The 21,688-nt window shown below is 46.2% G+C and carries 15 protein-coding genes; 2 read left to right on the forward strand and 13 right to left on the reverse strand.

The genetic code is table 11. The features are described from left to right. Window positions 1-583: 583 nt before the first annotated feature. The 8 genes from CHI14_RS03500 to CHI14_RS03535 form a co-directional block, all read right to left on the reverse strand. Window positions 584-3,088: a WG repeat-containing protein gene (locus CHI14_RS03500; RefSeq protein ID WP_095287042.1), complete on the reverse strand. Its 2,505-nt coding sequence runs from the start codon at window positions 3,086-3,088 to the stop codon at window positions 584-586. Window positions 3,089-3,297: 209 nt separating this feature from the next. Beyond that, a complete protein-coding gene (locus tag CHI14_RS03505; RefSeq protein ID WP_212676974.1) occupies window positions 3,298-3,594 on the reverse strand; it encodes a hypothetical protein in 297 nt (98 codons plus the stop codon). Next, a complete protein-coding gene (locus tag CHI14_RS03510) occupies window positions 3,563-5,239 on the reverse strand; it encodes a hypothetical protein (RefSeq protein ID WP_095287044.1) in 1,677 nt (558 codons plus the stop codon). The genes CHI14_RS03505 and CHI14_RS03510 overlap by 32 nt, the downstream gene beginning before the upstream one ends. Before the next feature lie 109 nt (window positions 5,240-5,348). Further along, a complete protein-coding gene (locus CHI14_RS03515) occupies window positions 5,349-8,909 on the reverse strand; it encodes a DUF4132 domain-containing protein (RefSeq protein ID WP_095287045.1) in 3,561 nt (1,186 codons plus the stop codon). A 47-nt stretch (window positions 8,910-8,956) separates the two neighbouring features. Then, window positions 8,957-10,147, reverse strand: a complete 1,191-nt coding sequence (locus tag CHI14_RS03520) for a VWA domain-containing protein (RefSeq protein ID WP_095287046.1) — start codon at window positions 10,145-10,147, stop codon at window positions 8,957-8,959. Continuing rightward, entirely contained in the window at window positions 10,132-12,546 is a 2,415-nt protein-coding gene (locus tag CHI14_RS03525; RefSeq protein ID WP_095287047.1) for a DUF5682 family protein, read from the reverse strand. The genes CHI14_RS03520 and CHI14_RS03525 overlap by 16 nt, the downstream gene beginning before the upstream one ends. Beyond that, a complete protein-coding gene (locus tag CHI14_RS03530; RefSeq protein WP_095287048.1) occupies window positions 12,534-13,634 on the reverse strand; it encodes an ATP-binding protein in 1,101 nt (366 codons plus the stop codon). The genes CHI14_RS03525 and CHI14_RS03530 overlap by 13 nt, the downstream gene beginning before the upstream one ends. A gap of 301 nt (window positions 13,635-13,935) precedes the next feature. Beyond that, on the reverse strand, window positions 13,936-14,913 hold the full coding sequence (locus CHI14_RS03535; RefSeq protein WP_095287726.1) for an aldo/keto reductase: 978 nt from the start codon (window positions 14,911-14,913) through the stop codon (window positions 13,936-13,938). A 290-nt stretch (window positions 14,914-15,203) separates the two neighbouring features. Here CHI14_RS03535 and CHI14_RS03540 point away from each other — a divergent pair, with 290 nt between their 5' ends. Both CHI14_RS03540 and CHI14_RS03545 read left to right on the forward strand, forming a co-directional pair. Next, window positions 15,204-16,394: a cytochrome P450 family protein gene (locus CHI14_RS03540; RefSeq protein WP_095287049.1), complete on the forward strand. Its 1,191-nt coding sequence runs from the start codon at window positions 15,204-15,206 to the stop codon at window positions 16,392-16,394. 41 nt (window positions 16,395-16,435) lie between these two features. After that, window positions 16,436-16,786 (forward strand): ribosomal protein L7/L12, encoded by a 351-nt coding sequence (locus tag CHI14_RS03545; protein ID WP_095287050.1) that lies wholly within the window; start codon window positions 16,436-16,438, stop codon window positions 16,784-16,786. A 132-nt stretch (window positions 16,787-16,918) separates the two neighbouring features. Here CHI14_RS03545 and CHI14_RS03550 read toward each other — a convergent pair whose 3' ends face one another. The 5 genes from CHI14_RS03550 to CHI14_RS03570 form a co-directional block, all read right to left on the reverse strand. Continuing rightward, on the reverse strand, window positions 16,919-17,674 hold the full coding sequence (locus tag CHI14_RS03550; protein WP_095287051.1) for an SDR family NAD(P)-dependent oxidoreductase: 756 nt from the start codon (window positions 17,672-17,674) through the stop codon (window positions 16,919-16,921). Window positions 17,675-17,966: 292 nt separating this feature from the next. Beyond that, a complete protein-coding gene (gene poxB, locus CHI14_RS03555) occupies window positions 17,967-19,694 on the reverse strand; it encodes a ubiquinone-dependent pyruvate dehydrogenase (RefSeq protein ID WP_095287052.1) in 1,728 nt (575 codons plus the stop codon). 242 nt (window positions 19,695-19,936) lie between these two features. Next, complete coding sequence (locus CHI14_RS03560) at window positions 19,937-20,704, reverse strand: SDR family NAD(P)-dependent oxidoreductase (protein ID WP_095287053.1); 768 nt, start codon at window positions 20,702-20,704, stop codon at window positions 19,937-19,939. Window positions 20,705-20,820: 116 nt separating this feature from the next. Then, on the reverse strand, window positions 20,821-21,126 hold the full coding sequence (locus CHI14_RS03565) for a Dabb family protein (protein ID WP_170948013.1): 306 nt from the start codon (window positions 21,124-21,126) through the stop codon (window positions 20,821-20,823). A 183-nt stretch (window positions 21,127-21,309) separates the two neighbouring features. Next, window positions 21,310-21,561 carry a type B 50S ribosomal protein L31 gene (locus CHI14_RS03570; RefSeq protein WP_095287054.1) on the reverse strand — a complete coding sequence of 84 codons (252 nt, stop codon included), beginning with the start codon at window positions 21,559-21,561 and terminating at the stop codon, window positions 21,310-21,312. Between the last annotated feature and the right edge of the window lie 127 nt (window positions 21,562-21,688).

The raw sequence follows: 21,688 nt of genomic DNA on the forward strand, positions 1-21,688 counted from the left end.
TTTTTAATATCATATGGATAAATGTGTGAATTGTAATTTGATTTTCGAAATTTAAACTTCCGATTTCTCTAGTTTTGTTAAAATCCAAGCCACACAGGATTTTATTCCTGCACGGCCGTAATTTTAATCAATCCCAAACAACTTCTGTACCTGACGATGAAATCATGAATTGCAACGTTTATATTCACGCACGGCCACCATGATTATAGCCTGTACGGAATTAATTAATTTTATGTATACCTAATAGCATAACTAAATTCCCCATTCCTATCTTTTAAAGCAAGTTCAAATGAAAACTAATCTTTGTGAAATTTTTATCAATATTCTCATTAAAATAGTACTCAAATATTTCAAACAGCCACTTATCCCACAAAAATCGCCTAAAGCGCTTCTTCTCTTTAAAATTCTATCTTTAACTATGGCGTACATCAATCCAATTACAGCAAAGATCCCCCCTACTATCTAAACGCCATCTCTTCCATCAAAGTTACAATATTTTGTAATTAGATAATGTCACCTTTTTTGCACAAAAAAAGCCATATGGAATATGGCTTCATCTTGAACTTTATATTATAGTCCTATGCTACATATGGAACGCTTTCCAAAACGAACCCTCGGTATTAATAATGTCCCTGATCTGGACAAAAGGAATCGTAAATGTCGGGAATCCCGCTGCGTACGGAGCGATCTCATAGGGATTGAAATATAGATGCAGCGCGTCTGCCGTCACGAAAAATGGTTGGTTCGGGCTAATTCCTTCATAGGTATCCGGAAATACATAAGAATACTGAGGATCATTTTTGATCTGATCTCCTACAATTTGACTTAATACTTTTACGTAGTCGCTATTCGGCTTAAACAAGTCCTTTAATTCATACAGCTGCCCGCTGCTTAGATTAATAATGGCATAGATCATCGTAGGCATTCCGTGTGCAGCCCCAAAGGGATAGTTATATCCCGTAAGCTGCAGCTGAAGCAGCTGTTGCTGATAAAATGTAATATCAAAATCCCCTGTGTAGCTGTAATCCAGCTTTTGGTCTGGAGAAATCGGTTTGACTTGAGACAAGTTCCTCAATTTCAAATTAAGTGCCAGTTGTGCGGCCTGGTCGGTTAATCCTTCCACCTGCGGATAATAAACCAGATAATCGATATTAGGTTTATACTTCTCTTCACGAACACGGTAAGGTGGCTGAAGTGGAACGATCGTATTTTGCCGCCAGATGATCTGTCCGGCTCGATTGACATACAAAAGACGCTGATCAACGTTTGCTTTGATCAAATCCGGCGCTACGACTTCCAGTGTACCGGAACCTTCTACACGGGGATATCCTGGTGCTGGGCGTCCGCTCAGATCAAGCAGAACAGACTGTCTTCCATCCGAAGCAGAAGCGAGCCCCCCTTTATAGTCGCCTATGTCCCTGTAAATGAACTCTGTAAGTCTCCTGCCATTAACATCTGCAATCGCATACAATGAGCCAATGAAAGGTTGCTCCGGATCAATGGCCTGCCCCAGCGCAAAACGCTGCTCCCCTAGATCTCGGATATCATTGTACGCCGGTTGAATGACAAAAGCCCCTTGCGTGTTAATGACACCATAAATGGATTTGTAGTCCTCTGCTGTATTCACAATCGCGTGCCCACCGTTGAAAGGAAGTGCTGTAGTAAATTTAGGTTCTATTCGGACCTGACCTCGTTCATCGATATATCCGTATTTACCGGGTGTCTCCTTCTGGAAAGCAAGTAAACCGTCTCCTAACGGTCCCACATACGCGTAAGGGTATGTAGCCAGTCGGTTTCCATTACGATCTATGAGTGCAAACTCATTGTCTTTGATCTGCACAACGGCTTTTCCGTTGCTAAAATCGTAGGCTGATACGAATTGTGCTCGGATCACCTCATGGCCGGCAGCGTCCAGGTAGCCGTAACGACTGACATCTCCACCTGCCTGACCTCCGGAAGTATCATAGAAAAGCGCTCGCCCATCCTTCATATTCGCGATGAAGGGATAAGCCCGTTTCGTAAGCACATGACCTTGTTCATCGATCATTTTAAAGCCCTGAGCGTCAATCACAATTGCCCGTTCTTCTTCGAATGAATTAATGGAATCATATACAGGCTGAACAACATACTGGCCATTCAGATTAATCACACCAGCCTTGCCATCTTTCACAACTACAGCCAGGCCATTTGGCTGAAAATCACGAGCGTCATCAAGTACGGGCTCCAGCCGGATTCGACCTTGTTCATCCATATAGCCCCACCGGGTTCCCTGAATCGTTCTTACCGAAATCGGGAATAACCAGGTAGTTTCACGTACATGACTACCTCCCATACTTTGTTTGATCTGCTTCTCCAATTCAAGCAGCGCTTCCCGCGATGGGTAAGGCTCGTTGAAACTTAATGCTTTTTGAACTGAAATCAGAGCAGCCGGTAATAACCCAGCGCGATACTGGGCGTCGGCAAGATAATACCAGTAAAAGGTGTGGTCCGGATAATGCTGAGTTAATTGTTCGTAGTACTGCACAACCTTGGGAAAGTAATACATGTATACGTCTGTGGCAGGTACCCATTTCCCATTTTGCCACCGGATAAGTTCAACCTGATAAGCCTCCCCGGTATCATGTGTCCAAAGGGCAATCTCCACTTTCCCATCTCTTCCATGCTGACCGGGCATATCAATAATCTCCGCATGACTGAAATATAGATCAGCTGGGGCTACGTCCGTTAACCCTGCTTCTGTCCATTCATATACAGCAAGTTTGGACCAGATGGAACCGAGCTGCCAGCCGACCATAAGATTGTTTCTTGCCGTGGATGTTACAGGTGCAGCTGTCAGCAAGGTTGTGTTGTATCCCAAGCCTTTGGTGACCGACATCTTCGTCCATTGTCCTTGCACAAATTTCAAAATCAACAAGGTTAATTCTCCATCCAGTTTATAAACCGCAGCGATCTCCGGCATCCCGTCTCCGGTGAGATCTGCCGCATAGATGGCTGGATGTTCGACAGGTTTAAGTATAGTGACGACATTAGCGCCGGCCGGAAGTTGTTGTTTTACGATTTGAGTTAACAGTGGCTCGCTCATCGACATGTCTGTTTCCTCCCTTATGACCGCATTCGCCTAATGGTATGCATCATAAACCGGGATATGACATTTAACCGAATATTACTAATGAATCGTGAGCGACATGGTGGATAGTATACGGAGAAGGATAGACCCGGTAAAGCAAACCAAATAACACTTTCTCCACAAAAAAAGATTTGCAGAGGCACACGCTTCTGCAAATCTTTCGGATAGCTTCAGGATGTCTCCTGAATGCTTAGTTGTACATATTGGGTTAAGCGACAATAATGGTTCAGCAGAAGCTCCTCGTTACCATGACCAAGAGCCAGGCTGCGTCCTTCCGCTATCAGTAGCCCTACAATTTCCTCAAGGAATGTCAGTTGAAAGCGTTTGATCTCCACAAGAAACTGTTCTAACACGCCTACATCCTTCAAGGTAAATTGGGATATCCCGCGCAGCAGCAATTCTTCTGCCCAGCCGCCGATCTGCTGCATGAACTGATTATAGTCTTCCAAGTCTACCCGTCCTTCCATAGCCTATATCCAATTTCAGGCTGATTACCCGTTGTCCCTTTAGAAAGCTGATCGGATAGAATTTGTTCTGTTCAATGCGAACAAAAGCATAAAAGTGTTCCAGCGAGGCGGCTCCGTATCCTGACTCGAGACGCTGGATCATCATTTTCCAGTCCATCGAGTAAGGAAGCGTCAGGTGAAGCAGCTCGCCTTCTTCCGTTTCAATGGTAAGGAGAAGTTGTTGAGTTCGTTTGTCAAAGCTGTGATCTACGATCCGGGCAACCCGAAGGATGGCAAGACGCTCCTTCGGGTTGGTAAATAGCTCAAATGCCCTTGAATCCTCTAGAAATAGAGAAGGAACATCCTGCATGTATTTGCCCAGATTCACATCTTCCACTTTTGTTCGCGGCATTAGTTTCAGCTTCGCACTCTCCCCTGAAGAGAGCCTGCGGTCGTTGTTCACTTTTACCGTTTGGAACTGCAGCTCTTCCCCAGCAAATTGACGGAAGGTCACGTTGGTGAGCCATGGTGTAAATGCCCCATAATGCTCTGCATAGGAAAATGAATTATCTTCATAGTAAACGGCTCGTACATCGCTGTACGTGTATATTTCTTCGTCTTCAAAACAGTAGAAATAATACGTTATGCCCCGGTAACCGGACCTGGTTTCCCATGCATCTGCTCCTAAACCATACAGATGTAACTGTGGAACTGTGTAATACTTGCTGCGAAAGCTGCCAATAAGCTGGCACTGCATATAAGCGGAAGTACGCTCTTGCTCCAGGACCTGCAATGCGAGATACAGCTTGGACACCCGATCAAGCATGGTTTGCATGGAGAAACGAATATGTCGATTGAAGAATAGCTCTAATTCACCCTGAATTCCCCGTAAACTTCGTTCAACATCAGGGAGGTTACCGCTATGCGCAGCAACAGCGAGCGTCTCCAGCTGGGCCATATAGGACTGTGGCAGCCTGGCAAGCCCGGTTTTTAACAGAACGGCCAGCATGTTCCGGCATTCACGGACGGTTTGAATGGAGAACTTGGTATCATATACTCTTCCACTCAAGACATCCTCATCGTCCACATGTTGTTGTCTGCGATATCGAAGCAAGGCTTCCAGCTTCGCCATATTTCCAGCCGTTTGTTTAACCTTACACAGCGCCTTCGCGAGACTGGGTTCCTGGGTGAATGAAACCTCGATGTCTTGTCTTACAAGTCGCACGGTAAGAAGGGAATCCTCCAGAACTTCGATCTGCTCGGGATACTTCAACCGGAACCAAACCTCTTCGATCATCGAGGAGCTATACAATTTGATTAAGATAGACAGATCGGACTCTGTCATCCAGCGGAAACGGGATTCATCACCCGTTATTAACTCCTCTGCATCCATAGCAATCGAACTGGAATTTGAATTATTGTCAGTCGCTTCAGATGAATGGTCTGCCTCCGCCTGCATGTCTTGCCCTGTAACATCTTCATCCGTCTGATATTCACGCTGATAATACAGAATCGAGATCAGAACATGTTTGCAGATGTGATCCGACGGACAGGAGCAATCCCAGTGATCGAGTGTACTTTCCAGTGTACAGAGAGTTCCATCACTCAACAGACAGCTCACTGATGATTCGTTCCACGTATATTGCACGCTCACACCGTTATCCATGTCTTTCAAAGACCTTTTGTATAATCCCTTATTCGCATGCCTTATGAGGTAGTCTTCCGTGCACAATTTCGAAAATGTCCTGAATTTCTGTTCGAATTCACTCACGTAATCAACGCCCCGACGCTCTTAGGATATCGTAGAGTGTCTCACTGAAGACGCGTCCCGGAATCTGACCCAGAGCAATGCTTTTGTTATTGCTGTAGTAATAATTTCTCTTGTTCTCCGGTCTGAAGAAATGGAGAGATTCCAGCGTAATATCGTCCATCCCCTCATAATACGTGATACTGGTTCCGCTGAAACGCAGTTCAGCTACGTATTCATCGTACTCCTTGTAAAATTCATGATACCAGCCGCCGTCCATTGCCGGCCCTTTGATCCAACCGAATTTCTCCAGTGCTTTCGGGAAAGCTGTCGGTGAAAACTCCGATTCTGGAAGTCGGGAATACTCCTCTAGCTTGATGTCTTCTTCTTCAAGCAGGTGAATTTCACGGTTAAGCTGCTCGAAAGGCTGCTTCACTTCGTAGTCTTCGAGCTGTGTTTTCCAGCCGTCCAGAGCGGATGCTTCAAGTTCAAGAGGGTGTACGAGTCCTACCTGTGTATTCAGAGGCAGTTCATATTCATCCTCATCGACCGTGTTAAATGTACCATCTTCCATATAGCGGAAGGTGCTATTCAGCTGACCATCTTCATATGTGCCCCAGATCAGACCTACAGCGAATTTTTGCATGATCACATTTTCAACAAAGAGTGCTTTCCACTCTTCAGCGGACCACAGACGCTGCTTGGACAATGATTCCTCCAGGCGCTGTGCCTGAATGCCCACCATGGTTTTGAGATCTTTCTTCAGCTGCGTAAAACGTGTTTTGGATTGTGCAGCGAGCTCTGCATCATCCTTCTGTGCTGGTGCAGGCAAGCTTTTCACTGTTTTACCCGTTTCTTCGTTCAGAACGACGACCTGCAAATCCCCATTCACTTTAATCAGGAATGAACGCTCACCGTAACTTAACCTCATCGTTCCTGACTCGTCAAAACCAAGGGTGGTCACAAGCCGGTCTTCCAACTGTTCCGGCGTAAGTCCCAAGTTGTCGGCCGCAAGCTGCAGTGCTTCTTCTGCCGCACCTTTCACCTGACGGTTCTTCACGCTGCGTTTAATTTTATCAATGGCCATGAGAGCAGATGGTTCTTTCAGATAAGCTAGTACCTTCACAGCATCTGCCGCAATAGCTCCACGGCTGTTTTCGGTCCATTCCTTAATCTGAGGCGTTAGAATGTGAACGATTTGCACACTGCCAAAGAGCGCAGAGATATACATCACCCATTTCTCCTTCGCTGGGGCACCGTCCTGAATCCATAACTGGAGCAGTTCAGTCGCGAATCGAGATAACGATTCTTCATCAGCATACTCGCGCAGTTCATTCAGCCTTTCGTTCGGTGCAGATGTATGATCGACCGATTGCACCAGAATATATTGCTTGATTCGATCATCCAAAGGTTGATTGTCTTCGGAACGAATAAGCGAAGGCAAGTCCTTCAGGGATAACCAACTGAATCTAGCCAGCTTTTTGGCATCCGCCTGATCAGCAAGTGCAGCATGCGCATATTCCGGGCTTTGATCTGCGGTATCCAGCAGAATTTGGATCAAGTTCTTCCATTCCGCCGATTTCTCTCCCTCCAGAAGCTCACGATATAGCTCCTTCTTATGATCCAAACTGCGAATTGCACTAAGCGCCATTTCTTTCACGCTTGCTTTTTTCTCTGAACGATAGATCGTTGTAAACAGTTCCGGATCAGGTACACGATTGAATTCGGATAATGCGAGACTGTTGGCTTTTTTGGATGAATCCTGCAGTCCAGCGCGAATCGCCTCGGCAAGTTTCTCCGTCTTGAGTTCACTTCGCTGCTCGAAGGTAATCTCCAAAATTAAAATACGTGTGTCGGTTGGGAGCTTTTTATACTGTCCCAGAGCATAGTCCAGATTTAGCTGAATGATCCGGCGGTACTCATCCTGAGGCATTGCTTTGTACCTGTAATCCGTCATACCGTTTAGCGAGATCAAACTGGTCAACAGCTTATCCTGCTGTACCTCTGGATCTTGCCCATAACGCTGCAGCAGCTTCTCTCCGCTGAAAGCGTAGGAACGATACATATCCGAGACGATATCCAGCGTCCAGTCCGGATAGGTAGCCAAAATTACAAACCGGCGCATTGCCTCCGAATCCACTGGCAGGAAGCTGATGGCAATGAGACTCTGAATACGTTTTTTGTCACGATTCAGATTGTTAAACAGACTGCGGCTGTTTGAGTCTTTCCAGTAATCTTCAAACGAAGTTTGACCTTCGAGATACCGTGCGATGGCAAGACCACTGCGACCACCATCCAATGGCTCCCGGAGTACTGCAGAAACGGCTTGTTCAAGCGTACCGTCCTCATCAGGGATTTCTCTACCTTGATCTTCCATTATCTTTTGGATAACCAACTTGAGGTATGGGGTTTTGAGAATATGATAAGCTCGTATGGATTGTTCCGGATCACTCATAATGGCCGACTGGATCGACTGCCATGATATCGTATACATATTCAATTCGTTATTCAACAGCTCGATCAGTTGGTATGGTTCATCCAGAGGAAGCAGACCAGCGAGCAGCCCGTCGGCATTTTTGGCTCTGGAATCCATGCTCATCAGATACATGCGCGTCTCAAACGGATAGATTTCATGCAGCTGAGTTATTGCTTCCAATAGAGCACGGCCTGTTTCGCCTTTGTTTTCGAGGAAACGGTCCTTTCCCCCATGGACATTGATCAGATACAACAACGAGCTGCTTATCAAGATCATGGTCTGATGGAACACATTCTGAGACAATTGTTCTTTTTTATTCAATGAAGTGTCCGGGTACAGCTCTTCCATCAGGCGATTTCGTTTTTGCTGAAGAAATTCCGGTTTCAGATCATGCACAGACCGATTAGACCTACTCTGCATGGAGCAAACAACCAGTGGCTCAATGAGCTTATGTAACGCCGGGCGGAGCTGCTCTGCATCCTCAGCAACTACCAGTTGAAGTAACTCAGGCAGGTGATTGCTTAGTAATTGCAACTGTGCTGCCTGTGAGGGGACACCGTTCAACTTGGAATACAGTTTCAGTAGAAGCAAGGCGTCGATTATTTCTCGCTCATGGTTACCATATCCGTTGCCTTTTTTGGACTCAACAAATACCTGTACACGGCTTAGCCTGCTTTTGAGTTCATCTACAATTTCTTTTTCTCCGGCAAACTTACGTATTTTCTCCAATCGGGACAGCAGACCACCGATCCGATCTGGGCTTTTGCTCTTTCCACTCAAACCGTAGGCTTCAGAGTCATTGCCGAGACATATGGTGAAGCCATCCGTAGCCCACGAATTGCGTCTGGAGTAGTGGGATTCCAGGTGAATGACAATAGCCCCTGCCCGGAAAAATATATCTCCATCATCTTTCTTGGCAAGCTTCATGAGCGCATCAATTGTATAGTAGACATAATGGCTGGAATTCCCTATCATTTCAGGAAATTTGTCAGTGTGTCCCAGCACATAATCAATGATTTCCTGACTCCGATCTGTTTTTAGGGAGTAATCCTTCGAGCACATCTCAGCAAACTTCTCAACTAACGCCTCAACAGCGCGATCTGTAGTAAGCATTACACATTCCTCCTTAAATTTTGAGTGAAAAACCTGGTTATAAACTATTACGTGATAATCTCACCGATCCATTCTGCGAGCTCGTTAGGGGTAATTGCGGCGACATGTGCTCCCATATTGGTTAAGGTTTGTGCGGCATGTTTGTTATAGACGGTATCCCCATTAAAATCGAGTGCCGTGAGCACAAGCAGTTTGCAACCAGCATCCATAATATCCTTACACGCTTTATACATTTGTTGGATCGGATATCCCTCTTCCAGATCACTTACAAGGATGTAGATCGTTTTGCCAGGATTATCAATCAGCGTCTCACCATAACGCAGAGCCTTGGTAATATGAGTTCCTCCACCAAGCTGTACACTCATGAGCACGTCAACCGGATCATCCAACCTGTCACTTAGATCGACAACCTGGGTATCAAATATAAACAAGTGGGTACGCAGCGCATTCAAACGATAGAAGATACTGGCCATTACTGAGCTGTAAATGACCGAGTCCATCATGCTGCCGCTCTCGTCAACAGCAATGATGACGTTCCATTTATTATGCGGCTGGATATTACCGTCGAAATAAAGACGATCAATCACCAATCTACGGTTGGTTCGATCAACATTTTTCAGGTTCTTGGTAATGGTTCGTTTGAAATTAAGATTACGCAGGGACTTTACGGAACTTGGTGTGTAACTGCTGCGTTTTCCCATGATGCTGGCTCTGGTCTGGGACTCCAGTTTACGCTGAAGGTCCTCAACTACAGTCCGCACGATCTCCTTCGCACTCCGCAGCACATCCCCTTTCATTCGTCCTTTGAATTGCATGATGTTTTTCAGCAGGTTCATGTTGGGTTCGAGAGACTCGAGCAGTTTTTTGTCGGTTAATAGCTCCGTTAGACCATAACGATCCAGTGCTTGTTTCTCCAGCAGCTCCACGGTTGGCTTGGGGAATAATTCCCGAACCTTATGCAGCCAGTTTGGAACCGTAAGATTAGAGGATCCGCGTCCTCCTTCTTTCCGATATCCCTGTGCTTCGCCGTATTCCCGGTTGTAGAGGTAACCCAGAATTTCATCGATTTCGGTATACTTGAAATGCTCCGCATCGTATGCATCCGTATTCGATAAGCCTTCTTCTGCAGAATCGCCCAAGATCAATCGCCATCGGTTCAGCGTTTCAGCCTGATTGGAATCAGGAAGGGACTTCAATGGATCAGGAGTTCTCGCCCCTCTGTTCAGATCAGCTTCCATGTCTCAAACTCCTTCCGGATGGCTTCATCCCAGGATTTCACCTGAATCAGTGTGTGTTCATCGATCCCCGGTATCGCCATCTCATTGGAGTGAACCTGATGCAGCTTCGCAACCCGATCCGCAATCAGTGTTGTCTCCATAGGTGTAAAGTAGGTGAATGCAAGCCTTAGTTCCGGGATCATCAACATAAAATCATCATGATCCAGCTGCTCTATCATGTAATTCAGCTCGGATAGCAGCTGATCTTCATATAAAAATGCATCTCGTGCCACGGAAAACACACCCTGTAAATACAGTGCTGTCTGCCGCATTTGATCCGGCGTTCCCCGAATGTATCCCCGAGCACGATCAACGATCTCTTCCCTTGATCGATCACCGAGTCCAGAGGAAATGGCCAGGCATACACCTTCGAGTTGAGCAGGAAGGTCGTGATCTGCCAGCAATTCATTCAGATGAGCTCTGAAGGTTTCATCGCGGTAACGTTCTTCGGAAGATTCCGCCAGCATCGCGAGCAGCTTCAGCCCCTGTATAACAGGCTGATGCTCATCAGGATTCGTTCTCGCGAGCTGCAGCAATTTGTCCACTGCGTTATTGTAGGCTTCGGCAACCAGCTCGGGAAGATGGCTGTCATCCGATAATCCAAGCAATCTTCGGTGCTGATGAATTCGGTCCAGAGTGTGAAGACTCCCACAGAGCGAAAGGAAATTCCCGTCTTTTCTCAGTGCTGATCGGACTTGATCATACAATTGTGCTGCTGTATCCTGTAAACCCATAAGCAGAGCCTGGAGCATGGATCTAGCAAGCTCACCGCTATGATGATCCGGTATATTCTGCATCTGTTCCGCCATTTTTCGGGTTGCCGCTTCCTGAATGGTACCACCATAAAGTGAATTTTCAATTAATCTTGCTTCAATCCTTGATGAATAGGTATAGATCCAGGTTTCCCGGACCAGATTCATATCTCGCTGGGCAATCCAGTCTGGTCCGGATTGGCGTTTCGCGAATTCAGGAACCAGATAGGTAATGCATTGGAACAGTTGACTAAGCTGCCGATGCTCTGGTTTGGCATATAGATCAAGTACTTTTTTATGCTGACCGGTCGTACGAATCTGCAGCTTTGATACCGCACAACGGGCTTTGAAATCTTCAACAATCGGAATGTTGAATGAATTGGGGGCCACACTTCCTATGGCATCTCCGGTCAGAAGAAGCTGGAGCTCTTGCAGCGGTTTTTCTGTAGCCAGTGTAAGCTCACCTTTGACAAAGGAAGATGTTGCTGCGTCCATCAGCTCATAGACCCCTCCTTCTCTTTTGTCCCGAAGCGCTGCAAGCCCCTGAACCATGCTGTATGCCTCAATCGCGTCACTGGTCGATACGTGCTCATGGCCCTTACGGAGTGCACGTGTAAGCTTGGACAGCAGATTTACTGCCGTTACATTGTATGCGGTACTTTTCTTGCGGAGCAGCTCGCTCCATATCATGTCGTAGTAATTCACATATGGCATTCCACTCGCGTAACCATTCAGACGGTCCGCTTCTGCAAAGGTGTACACCATGGGATACATCTGCTGATGTACCGTATTTCTGGCTCCAGAGCTTATATTCTTCTTCACAGGCTTGTCTGAAGATTTGTGCGAAGCCGAGTCTGTATCCAAGCCCAGTAGTCCGTACGTATGGAATCCACCTGTAATGACGAGTACGCGATCATATTTCAGGGAAGCCTCACGGATGCAGTTTCGCATGTGTTCTTCTCTGACAAGATCACCGGAACGGTGTAACCGATCAGCTGTGTAACACATACGAGATAACGTACAATACGTGAACACATCCTGTACAAATTCCTGTGTGGATTTTTCGAGGCCGCCGATCTCAAACACTTTCTCCCATAGCTCGTCGAAACTGCGGCAGTTCATTTTTTGACACAAACGGTTGATAAAGTCCGAACTGGCCAGCAGCGTCTCATCTTGAACAGATATTTCATGCTGTTCTGCTTTCTCCTTGTTAGCGAAATGATAGTAATCGAGATCAATGAACTGTGCAGGAATGTTAAGCCTTGAAGCTTCACGTAACGCTACATATTCTGGGGAATAACGAAGCATCGGATAATAACACGCCGCGCGGTCATCCTCGCTCTCATAGGTATAATACAAGCTGACCGGAGGGATCGTTGCTTCATCAGCCAACACGGAGAGAAAGGAATTCCCGCTCTCGGGTCCTTCGATCAGAATACTGTCCGGCTGATATGCCTCAATCAGTTGTAACAAATGATAAGAGCAAACCGGACTATGATGCCTTATCGGAAAATAAACCGTACCATTGTTCAGGTTACACACCTGAGACTCAAAGAGGGGTTGTAACTGGGTAACATCCGGCTCCACTTGTGGCGCTACCCGATCCATTTTTTCTCCTCATAATAGTCCTTCCAAATTCCCTCTTCTTTGGAGCGCTCCTTCACAACCTTGGAGAAGTAGGCTTTCAGAACAGACAAATCCTTGTCATTTTCCTTGGCAATGGTTCCAAGCATGTTCTGAACCAGGCGATCCAATGCAATACCCTTATCCTCGTAATAATACGAAGTCATTGCACTCTGTACGTATACGGAAACGGCTTCTGCAGTACTCATGGAAGCTTGTGGCGTGTCCAGCTTGTAACCTTCACGGCTCATGCCGGTACGCAGCTCCATGAATGTCGTGGCAAGAAGCTCGACCACATCCGGATTAATTTCAATATCAATATCGCTATGTAATAAAAGGCTTCGTGCCTGGGATTCAATAATTTTCGCTTCCATCTTCACACTGCTGATCGGCTTGATCGTTTCGAAGTTGAAACGGCGTTTCAGCGCACCACTCATCTCGTTAACACCCTTATCACGAATATTCGCTGTAGCAATAACGTTAAACCCCGGCTTGGCAAACAGCACACCACCATCAAGCTCAGGAATACTCATGACTTTGTCGCTTAGTATACTGATCAGACTATCCTGTGCTTCAGCGGGACAACGTGTAATCTCTTCGAAACGGGTGATGATGCCTTTCTTCATGCCGCTGTATAACGGCGCTGGCACAAGAGCTGCTTCCGATGGACCTTTATCAAGCAGCATTGCGTAGTTCCAAGAATACTTGATCATGTCCTCCGTTGTGCCTGCCGTACCCTGAATGGTGTTCAGACTGGTTCCCGAGATCGCAGCTGTCAGCAGCTCACTGAGCATCGTCTTCGCTGTTCCCGGTTCTCCCACCAGCATTAAGCCGCGATTGCCCGCCAGCGTTACCACCGCACGTTCAATTAAGACGTCATTCCCATAGAATTTTCGAGTAATTGGTATGGCTTCTCCATCCAACATGGCGGGTTTGTCCCTGCCAATAATGAAATCTCGCACATATGCGGGAGATAATAACCAGTTGGGGGGACGTTTTCCCTTGTCTTCCTCCCGAAGTGCGCGTAATTCAGTCTCATATAATGTCTCAGCCGGCGGCTTAAGCATTTCCATCGTTATCCTTAATCTCCTTCCACAAAACAGATCGTATGTTCTTATTCCTCTTATTTTATCACAGTGGTTTCTGAACCACCTTAGAAACCGGGAAAAATGGTTGAAACGTCCCTCTTATCAGAACTCTGAACTAAGTCTATGGACATGGAATATAGCGCATTTATGTATTCATTAGACGACTAGTACCTGTGTTGAATCTATCTATAAAAAGACAAATAAAAAAACACAGACCGACGGCCTGTGTTTCGTTCTCGTATAAGAAAAAATGTTTCCGCTAATACGCAATCCATATGTCTCCTGCTTACATTCTTCTTCCACAGGACGCTGAATATAGCTCATACCATTCATGTCGCGTTAGTTCAATCCGGGTAGCATCACGGCAAGCTCGGATACGTTCCGGTCGAATTGAACCAATCACAGGTTGAATGCCTGCGGGATGTTTCATTAACCAAGCGAGTACAATGGATTCAGCCGTTACGCCCCGTTCCCTGGCAATCTTATTCACGACCTGGACAGTATGTTCAATCTCGGGTCTCTGACCTTCGACTACCCTGCCCGTAAATCTCCCTTGTGCAAGTGGACCCCAAGCCTGCAGCTGGATATTCTTGGCCTGACAATACTCCATCGTACCATAAGGGAAGACTTGATCCTTGGCTTGTGGACGGTTCACGGTAACCCCCGCTTCCACGAATCCGATTTTGTCCAAACTCATCTCGAGCTGGTTCACGATAAGAGGCACCGAACTATTGAGTTGCAGCAGACGAATCTGTTCCGAACCCATGTTGGATACACCAAAATGTCTGACTTTTCCGGATTGATGAAGTTTTGCCAGTGCTTCACCAATCTCCTGAGGATGCGCGAGAGGGTCAGGACGATGAAGTAACAGAATGTCCAGGTACTCCACGCCGAGCCGAGATAAAATACCGTCAACACTGGCTTGAATATGCGCACCAGATGTATCGTAACGCTGCGGTCCCTCGTCTTCCAGGGCCAGACGTATACCGCATTTGGATTGAATGATGATTTGATCTCGCAATCCTTTTCTCTCTGACAGGATTCGTCCAAATACATGCTCTGCTTTGCCACGTGTATAGATATCAGCCAGGTCATAATGATTAATGCCGATCTCCAGAGCTGCCTCAACGGCCTGGTGACCTTCGTATACTAAATCATTGGTGATCGGAAGTCCGTCCCACTCGCCTCCAAATCGCATACAACCTAATACAAGCGGACTCGCTGGAATCTGATGACGATTCAGAGGAAGCCGTGATTCATTCATGATAGATTGCTCCTTACTTTGATATTTCACTAAAATTTGATTCACTACTGCTTCTCTCCTCAGACTCTATTTTCCTCCTCCTTCCAAAAAAATCCTCCTCTCCATGGGTATATCTTCTGCCCTGCTCCTCCACAGGAAAAACCGATTTGAATGAAAACAAGGTTTCTACGCTCTTCATATTGAATATATAGAGGGTGCAGGCTTTAGGTATCAAGCCGTAGAAGCATACATATGATCCTTTAAACAAAGGACTTCATATTTGAGCTCTTGGATGAGAGGAGAGAATTGAATTGAATACGAATGAAACGTCACAAACGGCATTCTTCACCAAGGAATTCACTCAAAACCCCTACCCCGTGTACGAAAAGTTGAGAGAGACAGACCCTGTTTTCAAAGTCATGTTTCCTCATGGCGAGTTCGGATGGATTATAACCCGGTATGAGGATGCGGTTGAAGTACTCAAGGATCAACGCTTCAGTAAGGATGTAGCCAAACGATATGGACCTGAAAATCAAACGGTTTTTGTGAATAACATGCTATTCTCCGATCCGCCGGATCACCGCCGCCTGAGAGGACTTGTACAGAAAGCGTTCACGCCCAAATTGGTTGCGGATATGAGAAGCCACATTCAGGACATCGCCGATGATCTGCTGAATAAAATAGGCTCCAGAGACAAAATGAATTTGATTGATGAGTATGCCTTTCCACTTCCGATTATTGTCATTAGTGAGATTCTGGGTGTACCTGTTGAGGATCAGGACAAGTTCCGCGTATGGTCCAATTCGATCATTGATGCATCAAGTTCGGATCACGCGGAGATGTTTGAGCAGCATGCGAAGGAGTTTACCGAGTACCTGACCGACTGGTTTGCCAAAGTACGCGAGAATCCAGGTAAAGACCTGATAAGCCAGCTTGTGATTGCAGAGGAATCCGGACAACAACTCACTGAAAATGAATTACTCGGTGTTGTCTCCCTGCTCATTATTGCTGGCCACGAAACCACGGTTAATTTGATTGGCAATGGTGTATTGGCCCTTCTTGAACACCCTGAGCAGCGAGATCTGCTGATTCAGAAGCCGGAGCTTATCCATAATGCAGTTGAAGAGATGCTGCGGTACAATGGCCCTGTTGAATTCAGTACGTCACGCTGGGCGCTGGAGGATGTTGAATTTCGTGGACAGAACATTGCCAAAGGTGAGCTCGTGATTGTGGCGCTTGATTCTGCGAATCGGGATACTGAGAAATTCAAGGATGCCGATATCTTCGACATAACAAGAGAGAAGAGCCAGCATCTTGCTTTTGGTAAAGGCATTCATCTCTGTCTTGGAGCCCCTCTGGCACGTCTGGAAGGCGAAATCGCCATCAGTACATTGCTAGCTCGTTATCCTGAGATACAGCTTCAAACGGATGTTACCGAACTGGAGTGGAGACCCGGCATGATTGTTCGAGGACTGAAGGAACTCCCGGTTCAACTCAAATGATTAAATGATTCACACGTAAAGAAAGAGAGGCCTTCTACATCATGGAAATCAACACCATTTTTTTAATCGTTTTATTACTTCTAATTGTGATACTACTCACCAGAGTAATCAGTCTGCAAAGCCAACTGAATGAACTTAAACGGGATGTGGAACGTATTGAGAATGGTGCCGGCATAACGCCACGTTCCTCATTGAATTATCCTGTTTCATCATCTACCCAGTCATCATCGTCCGAACATCCAACGGAGTTGTCAGAGCTGGATCAGGAATTGATCCTAATGATTCAACAAGGCCATAAGATCAAGGCCATTAAAAAGCTTCGCGAAGCCAGAAACCTTTCTCTTAAAGATGCCAAAGATTATGTAGATGCATTGGATCGTACTTCATCCTAATCTGCTTGTTAACTCTCCAAACCGATGCTGCCAACGCTAAATGAGCAATGTCGTAGTAATATGAAGTATGTGAGTAAAGACAAATAAAGAGACCCTGTATACGTACCGGGCCTCTTTATTTTTTATCCACTATTATTGGGCAGTCACTGCGCCGTCAATCGGATACACAGCACCATTGATGTAAGGAGCTTCATCACCAAGCAGGAAGGCAACGAGATTCGCGATCTCTTCCGGCTTGCCAAGACGTCCGGATGGAATGCTGTCTACGGTTGCTTTGAATACTTCCGGGTTGTCCTTGCCGAATTGAATAACCATTGGCGTCTCGATTGTTCCTGGTGCAATCGCATTGACACGAATGTTGTCTTTGCCATACTCAATGGCTGCTGTACGGGTCAAACCAACTACGCCGTGCTTGGTAGCCGCGTAAGGAGCAACTGCCGGAACACCGACAATCCCTGCCGTTGAAGCCGTGTTCAGAATGGCACCGCCACCCGTTTTCAGCATTTCGGTGATGACATATTTCAGTCCATAAAATACGCTTCTAAGGTTAATATCGATAATCTGGTCGAACTGCTCAATCGTGTGTTCGATGAGCTTAATACCAGGCCCTGCAATCCCTGCGTTGTTGAAGAACATATCGATTCGACCGAACTCTTCAACTGTTTTTTTGACATAATTCTCAACTTCACTCGCCTTGCTAACATCTGCCTGTACGAAGATGGCTTTGGCACCGAGCTTCTCAATCTGTTTCACTGTTGCTAGACCAGTCTCCTCGACGAGATCAACAACCACAATGGATGCGCCCTTTTCTGCCAGCTTCAGTGCAGCTGCTTGACCCAATCCACTTCCTGCTCCGGTAATAATGGCTACTTTACCTGTGTGACTCATTCTGATCTCCTCCAGTTGTGTTAGTCATCTTGTCATCGGATCGGCTCATTGCGATGATATGTAATTCAACAATTTGCGACATATGTAGATTAAAACTGACATAAATCCTGCCTGACTTTATCTATTTTAATGGACTTACGACGTAAAAACAAACCATATCATATAAGTACATACCATGATTTGGATCACAACCTTGCCATCTCGGAAGGAGAGTATTCACCATTCGGTGAATTTACGCTCTCCATTCAAGTGAGATGTGCTATAGAGCAAGAGATTGCGCATTACACGCAAATTATCTGAGCAAGTTGGTTTTGGCAAGCTCGATCAATTCATCACCACGCCCGTTGAGCACCGCCTTCATCATCCACAACGTAAATCCTTCTGCCTGTTTGATATTAATCTTCGGAGGCAAGGACAATTCCTGACGATTCACGACAGCATCGATCAGGACAGGTCCATCATGCTGAAGTGCACGTTCCACCGCTCCCTCCAGTTCTGCGGGGTCTTCCACCCGAATACCTTCAATGCCCATCGCTTGTGCAACCATGGCGAAATTGGGATTTACGAGTTCGGTGCCAGATTCAAGGAATCCTGCCGCTTTCATCTCCAGCTCCACAAAGCTCAGCGCACCGTTGTTGAACACGACTACTTTGACCGGAAGATTATGCTGCTTGAGCGTGAGCAGGTCCCCCATCAACATCGCAAGCCCGCCATCTCCGGACAGCGAGATCACTTGCCTTCCCGGATTGGCTACCTGTGCGCCTATCGCCTGTGGAAGTGCATTTGCCATGGTACCGTGATTGAATGAACCCAGTAATCTTCGGTTACGACTCATTTCCAGGTAGCGTGCGGCCCATACCGTAGGTGTACCTACATCACAGGTGAAAATGGCATTCTCCCCAGCAGCATCGCTGATTACTTTGGTTAGATACTGCGGATGAATCGGTTTTTTTCCGGGTTTACCGACAGCAAGTTCATCCAGCTCCTTACGTACCTTCAGAAAATGGTCCACACTTTTGCGCAGATGTTTGTCATGATGCTCATGCGTCAGTAAAGGCATCAAAGCCTCAATGGTCGATTTGACATCTCCGCACACCCCATAGTCCAGCTTCGTACGCCGACCAAGATGGGATGACTGTATATCAACCTGTAGCACGATCGCATCCTCCGGATAGAATTGACGATAGGGAAAATCTGTTCCAAGCATTAACAAGACATCACAGTCCATCATGGCATGATAACCGGATGAGTACCCGATTAAGCCGGTCAACCCGACTGAATAGGGATTGTCGTACTCCAGATACTCCTTACCGCGCAAAGCTATAACCATGGGGGATTTCAGACGATCACACAGCTGCATGAGAGATTCCCGCGCACCTGCACATCCCGCACCACAGAGCAATGTGATTTTTTTGTCCTGATTCAGGTAATCGGCCAATTTCCGCAATTCCTGTTCAGAAGGGTGAACAACAGGCTGTGTCACATGGTAAACATGCTCGGGAACGGGCAGGTTAGCTGCCTCAAGACCTGCCACGTCTCCTGGAAGAACAATGACGGATACGCCTGAACGCGAGACCGCAGTTTGCAGCGCCATCGTAACCGAACGAGGCATTTGCTTGGCAGTCGTAATGACCTCGCAATAATGACTGCATTCCTGGAAGAGATATTCAGGGTGAGTCGATTGAAAATAATCGCTTCCGATCTCATCACTAGGAATATGAGCAGCAAGAGCAAGTACGGGCACACGGTTTCGGTGACAATCGTACAAGCCGTTAATCAGATGCATGTTTCCTGGCCCACTGCTCCCAGCACAGACTGCGATACTTCCACTGACCTGCGAATCTGCCCCAGCGGCAAATGCCGCCACCTCTTCATGACGAACATGAATCCATTCGATTTTACCCGAACGCCGGATGGAATCCAGTACGGCATTCAGAGAATCTCCCACGATACCATATATTCGTTTAATTCCTGCATTTAATAATGCCTCAACCAATACATCTGCGATTGTTTTTTTCATAACGGATCTCCTTTAATCGCTTATTTTGAGTTATGTTTCCACCCGGTTAATATACCTATTCTAATACCCCAATCTTTCGAAAACCGAATCAAAATCATATGTAGTTTTGGATATATAAAACAAAACACCCCTAAGCCATTCCGTCTACACGGAGCTAGATAGGGGTGTTTCAATGATTCTTTTCAAACAAGATATACGTATATAAGTCATTCAATTAACTTATCTTCTATCACATCTTCAAATCAAATAGCTGGCATCACGTTGCCACCACTGACCGGGATATAGGCACCTGTAATAAAAGAGGACAGATCCGAGGCCAGAAAGGCTACCGCATTGGCTATCTCCTGATCTTCACCCCTGCGTTTCAAGGGAACTGTACGCGTGTAACCCTCATCATGACCAGGCTCGCTGTTACGATCACGTTCGCTTATCGTCCAGCCTGGAGCGACTTGGTTGACGGTAATCTGATACTCTCCCACTTCCTTGGCAAGAACCCGATACAGTCCATCCATCCCACGTTTCCCAGCGGTATATGCCGATTGTGTCGCAAAGTTCTGCATGGCACATTCCGTGTTAATGCCGATAAATCGACCACCTCTAGCTTCCTTCATGTACGGAATGAATGCCTTGGCGAGATACACACTCTGCAGCACACAAGATTCGAACTGGCTGATGTAGTCTTCGGGAGATTGTTCGAGCACAGTGGTCCATTCATATTGAATAACTGCATTAGCGACCACAATGTCAACTCCAGCGACGCCAAGACCAGCCTGAATCTGATCCCGCATTTGCATAGCCGTTTCCTGTTTCGTAATATCTCCTTGAACGATAACTGCCTGTCTACCACTCGCCTCAATCTCTTGCTTAAGTTCGAGAGCTTTCGTTTCATTGTTTATGTAATGCAGCGCGAGATCGGCACCACAACTAGCCAGCGTACGGGCGATGACTCTCCCGAGTTGTCCAGTGGAGCCAGTGACCAGCGCGGTCTTGCCTGTAAGATCCAATTGCATGGCGACAGCACCTCTCTGGTTCTATATCAATGAATGAAACCACTGCAAATGCAGCATGATGAACTAAAACGGTTTCGAAACGTGTCATTCCCTGACCTAATCATTAAAGAGTTACATCATATTGCGTGATTAATCAGATCAATTTCCTGAAAACGACTAACTTCCTTCTCCCACCGTTCCTCCACGTATTTGCGGTGAACCGGGTGCTCATTGTAAGCATCATAAGCTGCTTGATCGGCGAAAACCATTGAGAAACCGTAGTCAAACTCATTTTTGGCGCTTACCTGACGCAGGACCTGAAAGTTCTCCACGCCCGGAATGACTGCAAGTGCTTCCGCACTTTCCTTCAGAAAAGCTTCTGCCTCTGCTGTATCCTTGCCAGCGTAAAGTGTAAACGTAACCATATGTGTAATGCTACTCATCTCTATTTCCTCCTCCAATATGATTTCACTCATGTCCTAGTTTACCTCCGAATGATATGTAAGCGCAATCCTTAATAAAAATTGTCAGCGTTTGGAGTCTTGGTAGACCTACAAATGATGTTCAAGACATAGAAAAACCCCGGAAACGAATTCCCGAGGTTGATCTTGTCATCTATGGACAAACTAGTTTTTGAGGTTGTATTTACGGTTGAACTTGTCAACACGACCACCGATGTCCACGTTTCTTTGTTTACCAGTGAAGAAAGGGTGGGATGCGGAACTAGTGTCCACACGGATTACAGGGTAAGAGTTACCATCTTCCCATTCCATTGTCTCGTTCGAGAATTTAGTCGAAGAGCTCAGGAATTTGTAATCAGCACTTGCATCGTAAAAAATAACCGTTTGTGTCTTTGGATGGATATCAGCTTTTGGCATAATCTATTTACACTCCTTTAAATGGGTACTTTCTTGAATAGAACTAAATTTTATTATACTCTTTTTTTGGACAAAGTACCAGCAGGATTTGAAGAAACGATAAATATTTACCTATTCGCCACAATCT

This window comes from Paenibacillus sp. 7516, from assembly GCF_002272715.1.
GTDB lineage: Bacteria > Bacillota > Bacilli > Paenibacillales > Paenibacillaceae > Paenibacillus > Paenibacillus illinoisensis_A.